This is a genomic window from Cupriavidus sp. U2 (assembly GCF_009663685.2).
GTDB classification, from domain to species: Bacteria; Pseudomonadota; Gammaproteobacteria; order Burkholderiales; family Burkholderiaceae; genus Cupriavidus; species Cupriavidus necator_C.
In genome coordinates, this window is the sequence record NZ_RCOG02000006.1 from 94,341 (window position 1) to 105,945 (window position 11,605).

The 11,605-nt window shown below is 67.7% G+C and carries 15 protein-coding genes; 3 read left to right on the plus strand and 12 right to left on the minus strand.

The features are described 5' to 3' along the window. Positions 1-50: 50 nt before the first annotated feature. From D9X30_RS06300 to D9X30_RS06320, 5 genes are all read right to left on the minus strand, one after another. Positions 51-935, minus strand: a complete 885-nt coding sequence (locus D9X30_RS06300; protein ID WP_153946892.1) for an isocitrate lyase/PEP mutase family protein — start codon at positions 933-935, stop codon at positions 51-53. Positions 936-1,029: 94 nt separating this feature from the next. After that, on the minus strand, positions 1,030-1,347 hold the full coding sequence (locus D9X30_RS06305) for a putative quinol monooxygenase (RefSeq protein ID WP_153946893.1): 318 nt from the start codon (positions 1,345-1,347) through the stop codon (positions 1,030-1,032). A 22-nt stretch (positions 1,348-1,369) separates the two neighbouring features. Beyond that, a complete protein-coding gene (locus D9X30_RS06310; protein ID WP_153946894.1) occupies positions 1,370-2,011 on the minus strand; it encodes a flavodoxin family protein in 642 nt (213 codons plus the stop codon). Between the two features lie 171 nt (positions 2,012-2,182). Continuing rightward, a complete protein-coding gene (locus D9X30_RS06315; protein WP_153946895.1) occupies positions 2,183-2,746 on the minus strand; it encodes a hypothetical protein in 564 nt (187 codons plus the stop codon). A gap of 30 nt (positions 2,747-2,776) precedes the next feature. Continuing rightward, a complete protein-coding gene (locus tag D9X30_RS06320; RefSeq protein WP_153946896.1) occupies positions 2,777-3,691 on the minus strand; it encodes a LysR substrate-binding domain-containing protein in 915 nt (304 codons plus the stop codon). Positions 3,692-3,781: 90 nt separating this feature from the next. Here D9X30_RS06320 and D9X30_RS06325 point away from each other — a divergent pair, with 90 nt between their 5' ends. Beyond that, complete coding sequence (locus tag D9X30_RS06325) at positions 3,782-4,549, plus strand: sulfite exporter TauE/SafE family protein (protein ID WP_153946897.1); 768 nt, start codon at positions 3,782-3,784, stop codon at positions 4,547-4,549. A gap of 30 nt (positions 4,550-4,579) precedes the next feature. On the opposite strand, the gene D9X30_RS06330 is transcribed toward D9X30_RS06325, so the two are convergent. From D9X30_RS06330 to D9X30_RS06340, 3 genes are all read right to left on the minus strand, one after another. Then, positions 4,580-4,993 (minus strand): hypothetical protein, encoded by a 414-nt coding sequence (locus D9X30_RS06330; protein WP_228770839.1) that lies wholly within the window; start codon positions 4,991-4,993, stop codon positions 4,580-4,582. A 9-nt stretch (positions 4,994-5,002) separates the two neighbouring features. After that, positions 5,003-5,419 carry a cupin domain-containing protein gene (locus D9X30_RS06335; protein ID WP_153946898.1) on the minus strand — a complete coding sequence of 139 codons (417 nt, stop codon included), beginning with the start codon at positions 5,417-5,419 and terminating at the stop codon, positions 5,003-5,005. Positions 5,420-5,483: 64 nt separating this feature from the next. Next, the gene (locus tag D9X30_RS06340; RefSeq protein ID WP_153946899.1) at positions 5,484-6,335 is read right to left on the minus strand and encodes a class I SAM-dependent methyltransferase; all 852 of its coding nucleotides are present in this window, start codon (positions 6,333-6,335) and stop codon (positions 5,484-5,486) included. Positions 6,336-6,405: 70 nt separating this feature from the next. On the opposite strand from D9X30_RS06340, the gene D9X30_RS06345 reads away from it, so the two are divergent. Both D9X30_RS06345 and D9X30_RS06350 read left to right on the plus strand, forming a co-directional pair. Beyond that, positions 6,406-6,879, plus strand: coding sequence for a helix-turn-helix domain-containing protein (locus D9X30_RS06345; RefSeq protein ID WP_249640901.1), 474 nt, complete (start codon positions 6,406-6,408; stop codon positions 6,877-6,879). An 82-nt stretch (positions 6,880-6,961) separates the two neighbouring features. Further along, complete coding sequence (locus D9X30_RS06350) at positions 6,962-7,426, plus strand: nucleoside deaminase (RefSeq protein WP_153947140.1); 465 nt, start codon at positions 6,962-6,964, stop codon at positions 7,424-7,426. 69 nt (positions 7,427-7,495) lie between these two features. On the opposite strand, the gene D9X30_RS06355 is transcribed toward D9X30_RS06350, so the two are convergent. The 4 genes from D9X30_RS06355 to sctQ form a co-directional block, all read right to left on the minus strand. Then, the gene (locus D9X30_RS06355; RefSeq protein ID WP_249640902.1) at positions 7,496-8,482 is read right to left on the minus strand and encodes a Bug family tripartite tricarboxylate transporter substrate binding protein; all 987 of its coding nucleotides are present in this window, start codon (positions 8,480-8,482) and stop codon (positions 7,496-7,498) included. Positions 8,483-8,700: 218 nt separating this feature from the next. Further along, positions 8,701-9,441 (minus strand): helix-turn-helix transcriptional regulator, encoded by a 741-nt coding sequence (locus D9X30_RS06360; RefSeq protein ID WP_153946900.1) that lies wholly within the window; start codon positions 9,439-9,441, stop codon positions 8,701-8,703. Positions 9,442-9,702: 261 nt separating this feature from the next. After that, positions 9,703-10,362 (minus strand): type III secretion system export apparatus subunit SctR, encoded by a 660-nt coding sequence (sctR, locus tag D9X30_RS06365; protein WP_153946901.1) that lies wholly within the window; start codon positions 10,360-10,362, stop codon positions 9,703-9,705. Further along, entirely contained in the window at positions 10,359-11,498 is a 1,140-nt protein-coding gene (gene sctQ / locus D9X30_RS06370) for a type III secretion system cytoplasmic ring protein SctQ (protein ID WP_153946902.1), read from the minus strand. The genes sctR and sctQ overlap by 4 nt, the downstream gene beginning before the upstream one ends. Positions 11,499-11,605: the final 107 nt, after the last annotated feature.

Sequence of the window (11,605 nt, forward strand, 5' to 3'; positions counted from 1 at the left end):
GTCCGGCGCACCGGTGTCATTGGCCAGCTAGGGCTGACACCCAGGCATGGTCAGTCGTCGCTCTTGTAGCGGCCGTCGAGTTCGTCGTACAGCGGCTTCCTGACCAGCCGCTGCCGCTCGCCGAATGGCGCGACGATGGCCGGGTCTTCGTTCATCTGGCCGTTGGTCTGCAGCATGTCCAGCGCCTGCTGCATCCCCCGTACGGCACCTTGCAGCGCGGCGTTGGCGTACAGCACCAGGCCGTAGCCCAGACGCTCCAGCGCGTCGCGGCCCTGCACTGGCGTCTTGCCGCCGATCACGATGTTGATCAGCAGCGGCGTATTGAACAGCCCGGGCAGCCGTTCAATGTCCTTGAGATCCTCGATGGCTTCCAGGAACAGGATGTCGGCGCCGGCTTCGGCAAAGCGGTGGCCGCGATCGATGGCGTCGTCGATGCCATGCACGGCGGCGGCGTCCGTGCGCGCCACGATCAGGAAGTTGGGGTCGTCGCGCGCATCGGTGGCAGCGCGGATCTTGCCGACCATCTCGCCCGTGCTCACGACCTGCTTGCCGGCGAAGTGGCCGCACTTCTTCGGCATGACCTGATCTTCGAGCTGGATGGCATCGGCGCCGGCGCGCTCCAGCGTCCGCACGGCGTGGTGAACGTTCAGCGCGTTGCCGAAGCCGGTATCGGCATCCACCAGCAGGGGCAGGTCGACGGCATCGCGCACGCGGGCGGTGTGCTCGGCCATGTCGCTCAGGCCGATGAAGCCCAGGTCGGGCAGGCCGAACGACATGTTGGTGACGCCGGCGCCGGTCAGGTACAGGGCCTGGAAGCCAAGGTCTTCGATCACGCGCGCGCTCATGGCATTGAATGCGCCGGGCATCAGCAGCGCCTTGCGCGTTGCCACCTGCTGCCGGAAGGCCTGTCTGCGGGAAGATGCTTTGGAGGTCATGGGTGGGGCTCCAGTCTGGCCGGGATGCCGATGGGCATCCCGGACGCGCGGGAAAGGCGGCGCGCAATGCAGGCTGAAGATTACACCCTGGCGATCAACGCTTCAGGTATTCCTTGAGCGGGTCAAGCCATTCGATGGTGCGCGGGGCCTTGAGCAGCGTGGGCAGCGCGGCTTCGTACGCCTGCCGGTACGGCTTGGGAAGATGCCGGGTGCGGAAGTCCTCCGCCGAGCAGGCCCAGGTTTCATAGACCACCAGCGTGTCCGGGTCGTCGCTGGACCGATGCAGGAACGTGTTGATGAAATCGGGCTCGCCGGCCATGGTCTCCAGCACCTGATGCAACTGGGCCTGCAGGGCTTCGCGATGCTCCGGCTTGCCCGGCAGGCGGACGATGAACGAGGTGATGTGGGGCATGTGGGTTCTCCGGGCAGGCGAATCAGGCGGCGGCCTTCAGTTCGACGACCCGCCCGGTGTCCAGCGCCGCCAACGCGGCGCGCCCGGCCTTCAGTTCGCGCGCGACTTGCGCCACGCGTGCGCCCAGGTGCTCGGCAGTCCGCAGGTCGGCAGGCGGCGGGCCCATTTCGGCGCTCACGTCGGCATCGGACTGCGCGGCGGCACCGATGAAGAAGCCGTGGCGATTCAGGGTGTCCTCGGTCGTGGTCGAGCTGTTGTGCCCGGTCGCCAGGCCCAGGTTGACCCAGTGCATCTGGTGCTGGGCGGCAAAAATCGCCATCTGCTGCAGCGTGACGAGCTTGTCGCCCGAGCGTGACGCGGCGTTGGTGAAGCCGGCGGCCACCTTGTTGGCCCAGCGGAAGCCCTTGGCGAACACATTGCGCGACGTGGCATCCATGAACATCTTGAACTGTCCGGACGCGCTGCCCATGTAGGTCGGCGCGCCAAAGATGATGGCGTCCACCTGCTCAAGCTTGTCCCAGTACTGGTCGATCTCGTCGACGCTGATCAGCAGGGCGGTGGTGTCTGCCGTGCCCGCCGCGCCGCGTGCCACGGCTTCTGCCTGCTTGGCGGTGTGGCCGTAGCCGCTGTGGTAGACGATTGCAACCTGGGTGGGGGTGGTCATTTCTGGCTCCGGGTGAGAGGAAGGTGAAGCCAGTATGGTCGGGGCGACCTGTTCCCGGTAGGCACAGGTACGGAAAAGGATTTTCAACCAAAAGTTGAAGTGGCGAAGCGTCCACCAAAGCGCCCGGCCGTCATCCATGGTCGGCCGACGGCGCTGTGGCTGCCCTCAGTGTCAGAGGGGCGCCGGCACTGGCGCCTTTGCCGGCGCCGCAGGCTGGGCCGGCGCTGACGGCGCCTTGTCCGAGTTGCTGTTGTAGGCAAAGTAGCGCGCCTTGGCGCCCTTGCCCCAGTACGCCACCGTGAACTGCTTGCCGTCGCGGGCGTACAGCAGTTCCAGGCTGCCATTGGACGCCGCCCATTCCGCGTAGCCGTTCTGGGCGTTAGGTTCGGTCTTGCGCTTCGATTCGTAGCGGGCGTCGAGCTTGTGGGTGACGTCGTCGAGCGCGGTGCGGTCGAAGGTCAGCGTCACCAGCGTCACCAGATCCTGGCCGTCGCAGTTCACCACCGCACGGGTCAGGCCCGGCAGGTTGAAGCGTTCCAGGCGCTTCAGCTCGAAGGCGTCGCCGCCGGCCCATGCCGCCGCGCCGGTCCTTTCGCGATTCGGGCCCGGCGTCAGCCGTGCGCACGAGGTCTTGCCAAGCTCCAGGCCAAGGGGGGCGGCCACGCCGCCAGCAGTAGGCTGGGCCTGGGCGACGGATGCCAGCCCGACGGCGGCCAGCAGGATCAGGGTCTTCATGGGAATGCTTCCAAACGATGTCGCAAGATTTTACGGCTTTCCGGCGGGCGGACTTGAGGCGTCGGGCTCGCCGCCGCCGATCAGTTGGCGCGCCAGCAGACCTGCGTGCGGTGTCAGCGCGCCAAAATCGCGCGCGCACAGGAACAGCCTGCGCGTGGCCCACGGTTCCGACAGCGGCAGGATGGCCAGGCCGTGCGGCATCGACCTGGCCAGCGCGCTGGACACGATCGAGATGCCGATCCCGGCATCGACCAGCATCGCCACATGTTCCACGTTGCGCAGTTGCACGCGATAGTGCAACTGGTGCCCCAGCCGCGACGCGCGCTCGGCCAGGTGCGTTTCCAGTGCCGTGTCCGCCATGCCCACGATCGGCTCGCCGACGATGTCGGCGAATGCCACGTCTGGCTGCCCGGCGAGCCGGTGCTGGCGGCCGGCCACCACTACCAGTTGGTCCTCGGCGATGCGGTGTGTCTGCAGATTCGCGAAATCGGCAAAATCGGCCACGATACCCAGTTCGGCGCGTCCCTCCACCAACGCCTGGACGATCTCGGGGCTCGGGCGTTCGCCCAGGTCGAGCGACAGGTCAGGATGCGCGGCCAGGAAGCGGCGCAGGTGCGGCGGCAGGAACGACGCCAGCGCGGCAGTGTTCGACAGCAGGCGGATGCGGCCCTTGAGGCCCGTGGCATAGCTGCGCAGTTCGCCACGCATCTGCTCGACCTGGCCCAGGATGGACCGCGCGTGCCGCACCAGCGCCTCGCCGGCAGCCGTTGGGCTCACGCCGCGCCGGTTGCGCTCCAGCAATGGCGCCCCCAGCGTGGCCTCCATGCCGGCAATCCGTTCGCTGACGGACGCCAGGGCCAGATGCATCGACCGGGCGCCCTGAGTCAGGCTGCCGCATTCCACCACACTCAGGAACAGCCGCAAATCGGTCAGATCGAAGCGCATCCCGTCCTCCTCTAGCTTTCGGTTTTGCCGAAGTCTAGCACCGGAAAAGCCAGATTGCGGGTGCCCGGCCCGATGGCTAGGATTCGCTCCATGGACCCAATTCTTCTGGTTTTTGGCGCGGGATTTGTTGCCGGTGCGATGATCGCCCTGGCGGGTGGCGGCTCGTTTGTGAGCCTGCCTGCCATGATTGCCGCCGGTGTGCCACCGGTTCAGTCGAACACATCGAGCACGGTCGCGCTGTTTCCGGGGGGCCTGGCCAGCGCCTGGGCCTATCGCGACGGGCTGGGCCCGGTGGGCGCGGTATCGCTGCGCACGCTGCTGGTGGCCACGCTGTGCGGCGGGTTTGTCGGCGCGATGCTGCTGCTGCGTACGTCGTCGGCCGCGTTCACGTTCGTGCTGCCTTGGCTGCTGCTGATCGCCTGCGTCGCGCTGGCGTTCGGGCGGCAACTGGGCGAGGCGCTGCGCGCCCGCTGGCGCATCCATGCGCGCGCAGTGCTGGCGGTGCAGTTCGGGCTGGGGGTCTACGGCGGCTATTTCGGTGGGGCGGTCGGCATCATGATGATTGCCATGTGGGGCCTGCTGGACAGCCGCGACCTCAAGAACCTGAACGCGCCGCGCACGCTGATGGTCAGCGCGGCCAATGCCGTGGCCGTGATCGCGTTTATCGTGGCAAACGCGGTGCGCTGGCCGGAAACGGTTGCCATGCTGATTGGCGCGGTGCTGGGTGGATATGGCGGCGCACTGCTTGGCCGCATGACGCCGCCGCGCGTGGTGCGGGCCGGCACGCTGCTGGCCACGTCGTGCATCACGCTGGCGTTCTTCGTGAAGACCTACGCGCCGGCGCTGATGCATCGATAGCCGGCTGCGGCCCTGTGGCCGCAGCGCCCGTCAGTCCACCTGCTCGATCAGCGCCGCGTCCATCATCGCGATGGTCAGGCCGGCCAGCAGCGCGAGGGCCGAGGCGATGAACCAGCGGACGGTCCTGCGGTACTCGGGAATGCTGTCGTCTTCCACGCGCAGCGCGCGGAACAACGCAAGGATCTGCAGCGCCACCGCCAGAATCAGGCATGCCGCCGCCGCGAGTGAGCCCCGGCTCCAGTAGCCCGGGCTTTCGAACCCCCAGAAGCGCCAGAACGCCAGCGAAAACCCCAGCAGCACCGTGATCGCCGTGATGATGCCCTGCCGGAAGCCCGACGGCACGGTGGGCGGCAGCGGCGCGGGTGGCGGCAACGGCGGCCGCGACGGTGATGCCGGCGGCGCAGTACCATCCTGCCGTGGATCGGGGCCGATGTCGGATAGCATCCGCTGCGCCTAGCGGCCGGGCACCGGCATTTCCACCATGGCCAGCGTGGCGATATTGCCGCCGATCACCCGGCTGCGATGGCCCTTGCCGCGCGTGTCGTCCAGTAGCAGCGTACCGCCGGGCACCAGTGCGCGGCGTTCGCCGTCGGAGGTCTCGAACTCCATTTCGCCGTCGAGCAGGAAGATCCACATGCGCACCGGCGCCGGGTGCAGGTCGCCCACCCAGCCGGTGGGCACCACCAGGAAGCCCTGCCGCACCGCCTCGTCCATGCGCGACACCCAGAACCGCGGGGCGGGCGGGGCAAAGCTGCGCTCGGCCATGTCGAACGACAGCGCGCCGAAGTGTGATTCGCCGGCGTCGTCGGCATAGATGCGTCCGAACGCCAGCGTCGAATGGCTGACCGGGTGTTCCGTGGATGCGGCCATGGTTGCCCCCTGTCGTGCGCGCGATGATGTACCCAGTCTAGTCGCGCCGCCGGGGGCCGCAACATCAGTCTCCGGCCTGCGCGTCGATCTGCCAGCACGCGGCCGTGTAGCGCACCGTGTCGCCCTGCACGAACGGCGCGAAGGCGGCACGCACGGTCTGGAGGACCCGGGCGCGGGTGGCTTCGTCGGCCGTCAACAACCGCTGGCCCACCGAACCGAGCCAGCCAATGTAGTGGGTCAGGTCCGGCTCGGGCAGTTCGCACGGCACGTCGATGGGGCGAATGTCGATGCCGGACCATCCGGCTTGCGCCAGGATCGCGGCCACACGTTGCCGGTCGGCAAAGGCGAACTGCCCCGGGGCGTCGGGCTGGCGCACGGGCAGGTCGGGCAGCAGCGGGGCGGCCGCCCGCTCGCCCGTGGTCATGAACGCATTCTCGGCCGGGCTGCGCCAGGCGATGGCGCGCATCGTGGCGCCCGGCCGCGCGGCCCGGCGCAGGTTGGCGAAGGCCGCCACGGGGTCGTCGAAGAACATCACCCCGAAGCGCGACGCGAAGTGGTCGATGCTGGCCGGTGCGAACCGGTGGGTTTGCACATCGGCCTGGACAAAGCGTGCCGCCACGCCAAGGCGCGCGGCGCGTTCGCGCGCCATGTCCAGCATCGGGGCCGAAATGTCGACACCGACACATTCGCCCCGGTCGCCCAGGCGCTGCGCGATGGCCAGCGAGGTGGCGCCGGTGCCGCAGCCGATATCGAGCACGCGGCGATGTCCGTCACCGGCCGGCAGGGCATCCAGCAGGATCGGCTCGAATGGCTGGAACATATGGTCCAGCAGGGTCTGGTTCACGACCCAGGCACGGCCGCCCGTGCCGTTCCAGAGGGTGCTCTGGTCGCTGTTGGTCTGCGGATTGGCAATCATCGTGCGTTCTCGCGGGTTCTCCAGGAAGGGAAGCTACACTGTGCCAGTTCAAGTCCACTTGAGGTCAAGGGTGAATCCGCTCGACATCGCAGACGTGGCGCGGCAATCGGGCGTACCGGCGTCCACGCTGCGCTACTACGAGGAAAAAGGCCTGATCGCGTCCTCCGGGCGGCGTGGCTTGCGCCGCCAGTATGCCCCCGATGTGCTGGACCGGCTGGCGCTGGTGGCGCTGGGGCGGGCGGCTGGATTTTCGCTGGACGAGATTGCCGCCATGCTGGCCCGCGACGGCCAGGTACACATCGACCGCCGCAAGCTGGCCGCCAAGGCCGACGACCTCGATCGCACGATTCGCCAGCTCGTGGCGATGCGCGACGGCCTGCGCCACGCAGCCGCCTGTCCGGCGTCGGCCCATATGGATTGCCCGACGTTCCGGCGCATCCTGCGCGCGGCCGCCAAGGGTGTCATCGGCGAGCGGAGCCGGCCCGCAGTGCCGCGCAAGCCGCCCCGCACGGCGCGCCCGCCGGACACGGCTTCCGGCCGGTGAAGCGCACCCGCCGTGCGCCGGGTACGGCCGGCAAGCGGTTATCATCGGCGCCTGCGTTTTCCGGAGACCGGACATGTCGAATATGTCGAATGCACAGCAGTACCTGCGCGAAGCCATCCGCCTGGCGCAAGCCAACATGCAGGCGGGCGGGCGCCCGTTCGGGGCGGTAATCGTCCGCGACGGCGAAGTCCTGACGACCGCCGTCAACGAGATCCACAAGACCAACGATCCCACGTCGCACGCCGAACTGAACGCGATTCGCGCCGCCAGCCACAAGCTGGGTACGCCCAGCCTGGCCGGCTGTGCCGTATATGCCAGCGGCCACCCTTGCCCGATGTGCATGGCCGCCATGCGCCTGGCAGGCGTAACCGAAGTGGCGTACGCCTATTCGAACGACGATGGGGAGCCGTTCGGCCTGTCGACGGCGGCCATCTACGCGGATCTGGCCAAACCGTTCGCCGAACAGTCGATGAAGATCCAGTACCTGCCCGTGCGGCTGGAAGGCGAGGCGGATCTGTATGCGGAGTGGAAGCGGCGGCAGGGTTAAACGCCTTGCCGCTGCCCCAAGGCCTGCTCCCGCGCGGCGGGAGGGGCGTCGCGACGGGTGCCGCGGCGATCAGTCCAGCGTGATCTTGCCCGCCTTCACGATCTGCGCGTAGCGCGTGGTGTCGCGCTCGATCAGCTTGCGGAACTCTTCCGGCGTACCGCCCACCGGGATAAAGCCCAGTTCGGTAAGCTTCCTCGCCACGTCGGCGCTGCGCGTGGCGGCGGCGATTTCCCTGGCCATGCGGTCGATCACCGGCTGCGGCGTGCCGGCCGGGGCCAGCAGGCCTGTCCACGAACTCATCACGAAGCCGGGGAAGCCCGATTCCTCCATCGTCGGAATGTTCGGCTCGCCGGGCCAGCGCCTGGCCGATGCCACGGCCAGCACGTTGATCTTGCCTGACTTGACGTGAGGCATCGGCACCAGTAGCGGGTCGAAGGCCACCGACACCTCGCCGGACACCAGTGCCGGCAGGATTGGCGCGCTGCCGTTGTACGGCACGTGCGTCATCTTGACCTTCGATTCCATCGCCAGCCGTTCGCCGGTCAGGTGCGCCGAGCTGCCGACGCCGCTGGAGCCGAACGTCAGCGTGTCGGGGTGCTTCCTGCCGTAGTCCACCAGTTCGGCCACGGTCTTGACCGGCACCTTCTTGCTGGCGAACAGGAACAGCGGCAGCTCGGCCATTTCCGCCACCGGAGTCAGGTCCGACGGCTTGTAGCTGAGCTTCGAATACAGCGACATGTTCGCGCTGTATGCGGCCAGCACCGACACGAAGGTGTAGCCATCGGGTGCCGAACGCGCGGCCACCCCCACGCCCAGCGTACTGTTGGCGCCGGGCTTGTTCTCGATGATGATGGGCTGGCCCAGGCTCTGCGAGACGCGCTCGAAGACCACGCGCGACACGGTGTCGGTGGAACCGCCCGGCGTGTAGGGCACGATGACCTTGATCGGCTTGGTCGGCCAGGCATCGGCGGCCAGCGCGCCGTGGGCGGTGAAAATGGTGGCGATGGCAACAGCCGTCCCGCACGCCACGCGTGCGGCTTGATGCTTGATACGCACTACATCTCCTTCACTGATGTTCTTCCGCGCCCGGTGGCATCGCCCCGGGGCTCTACGGCCGGGCAGGGCCCGGCTTCGCGGATTATCGGTGAGGAAATCTGCAGCCGAAGTCAGGGTCAGCCCCGGTTTTGCGAGGCACTGTGCGATATCCGCACCGATGCCGTGGCACGCGTGCTGCAGGGCAGGCTGGCCGGCGCCCTTGCGCGTACTGCGCCGCGTCAGGCGGCTTCGGCCGCCGCCGAGATCGACGTCAGCAGCGCGCCCCGCTCGCGTGCCACGAAGACCGCCTCGGTCTTGTTGCTGGCCGCGAGCCGGCGGTAGATCTGCAGCGTGTGGCTCTTCACGGTAGGCACGGAGATATGCAGGCGGCGGCTGATCAGCTTGATCGACATGCCCTTGGACAGCAGCACCAGTACGTCGTACTGACGCTGCGTCAGGCTCAGCAGCTGCGCCTCGGTGACGAACTCGGGCAGGCGCGTATCGGACAGGCGCGCCTGGACGGACATGGGCAGCACGATGGCCGCGTCGCGGGCCGCCGCCGGCGGGGTCACGCCATCGCCAGGCAGTGCATGCGCGTAGGGCGTGCCGGTGCAGCATCCCCGGCGCATGGCGCCGATCATCTTGCGCAGCGTTCCCTCGATGGCTTCCAGCGAGGCGTTTTCCGGCAACCATGACAGCAGCGGCGGGATGTCGCGCGGGGGCATCCATTGCACCGTGCCGCCGGCGCTCAGGTACAGCACGGCGCGCACATCGGTAGCGGTCCGCAGCAAATCGAGCATGGCTGCGTCGTACCCCTGCAGCAAATCGCCCACGATCAGCAGTTCAATGCCGTCCAGCGTGAGGCCTCGCACGGGGCCGGGCGACATCAGACACGAATCGTCGATGTCCTGAATGCGGTATAGCACCTGCTGGATACCAAAGCCGATCAGTGGCCGGGACTCTACAACTGCTGCCTTCATGGTGTCGCTCCCCTTTCTTCTGGATTTGGAAGCGTCTGAGGCGCAAGTTCCGTTCCAGCCACGCGAACGCACCGGAGTTGGCGTGCCGCTGTGTACTTCCGGCACGGCGCCGTTACGCGTTACGTAACGTTGGGCAGTGCAGTGGCGGCGCTTTTTACCTTTTTGCCGATCGATCCTTAACGGACTGTTAATTCTGCAATGACGTGGCGGCAATGACTGGAATGACTGCGTGCCCTCCGATGGTGGGGTACGGTTGAGCGGCTACCGGTATGACAGGACCAGGCCCTGGATCAGCTGCGTCCAGCCTTCGAGCATTACGAACAGCAGCAGCTTGAACGGCACGGAAATGGTGGTGGGGGCAATCATCGACATGCCCAGTGCCAGCAGGATCGCCGCGACGATCAGGTCCACCACCACGAACACCAGGTAGACCACGAAACCGATCTGGAACGCGCGGGTCAGCTCCGACAGCGTGAAGCTTGGAATCAGCACCATCATGTCGTCGGACTTCAGGTCGTCGGCGCGCCCTTCGGGCCAGATGCGTTTGGCGGACTGCACGAAGAACGTACGGTTGCGTTCCTCGGTGTGCTTGACCAGGAAGGACTTGAGCGGCCCGCTGACCGCGTCGTAGACCGCCACCACGTCCTGCACGTTGAATGCCGCGTTCGATTCGGCGCGGCGCTTCATCGCATCGAACGCATCGGAGCCGATCGGCGCCATGATATAGGCGGTCAGGATGATAGCGATGCCGTTGAGCACCATGTTTGGCGGCACCTGCTGCAGTCCCAGCGCGGCGCGCAGCAGCCCGAACACGATCACCAGCTTGGTGTAGCTGGTGACCATCAGCGCAACGAACGGCGCGATGCCGAACGTCAGGATGATGGTAAGGATCAGTACCGGATTGTAGAGACCGGTGCTCATGCATCGCCTGCCGCGAACGTGGTGACGCGCACGCCCAGCCGGTTGCCCACGGCAATCAGCGTCCCGGTGCCAATGCGGACGCCGTTGGCGACGATGCGGACTTCGCTCTGCCTGAGCGGCTGTGGCAGTTCGAATACGAAGCCGGTGCGTACGGTGCGCAGTTCCGCCAGCGGCAGCGCCACGCCACCCACTTCGAAGCGCAGTTCCACTTCGAGCCCGTCCAGTTGCGCCAGCGACGCTGGTGCGGCATCCGGATGCGGCATGCCCAGCGTGTCGGTTGCTTCCATGTGTGCTCCGTTTTGTACGTTGAGATCCTGCAATGCGGTCACGCGGCGGCCTTCGGCCAGCGCCGTCCAGTGCGCGCCGCGACGCCCGGTGCCGCAGCGCACCAGGAATCCGCCCGCCTGCGACTGCCAGTGCTCGATGCTGATGATGTCGCCGGGCACGATGCCGCGCATGTCGCCGATGGCGACCGTGGTGGTGCCGATGCGCACGGCAATCGGTATCGGCAGCGTGTCGAACCCCCGGCCGGCATCGGGCCGCAGCATCGGCAGCCCGCGCGTCAGCCGGGACAGGCATTCGGGCTGGTCCAACTGCAGGACGGCGCTCAGCCGCGTCGTTGCGCCGTCGCCGTCGTCATCGCCCACGGCGGTCAGCATCAGCCCGAAGGCAGCAAGGTTGGACGGCCACCCGGATGCGCCCGGCTGCCATGTCAATGGATCGGCCTGCACGGCGGCCAGCGCATGCGCCAGCGGCGCGCAGGCGTCGGCCAGCAGGGCATAGCGCAGCAGTTCGGGCAGCGCTGCCGCCGTGCCCGGCTGGCCCAGCAGCATCTGTTCGGCGGCGGCATCGAGGCACAGCCGGCCGTGCGCAGACCCCAGCGTGAAGTGGTAGGCATGCGGGCCCGGCGCGACGACATCGCTATCGATGGCTGCGGCGGCATTGCCGGCATCGGCGCAGACAAAGTGCAGGTGCCAGTCACGCCCGGCCAGGCGCACGGGCAGGGGCGCCACGCAGGCGAGCTGGTTGGAGAGCCGCGCCATGTCGGGCTCCACATGGGGAAAGCCGGCGACCGCGTCAAGATCGGTGATCGGCGGCCTGCCAGCGGCATCGGCGGCATGAACGGTCAATGGCATGGAACGAAATCGGGCGATCGTCGCGGCGATCAAACTGCCGCCAACGATACGCAGGCGGGTGCTGCCGCGTCCACTACGAGCCCTTGTAGGGGCGCCGATGCCTTGCC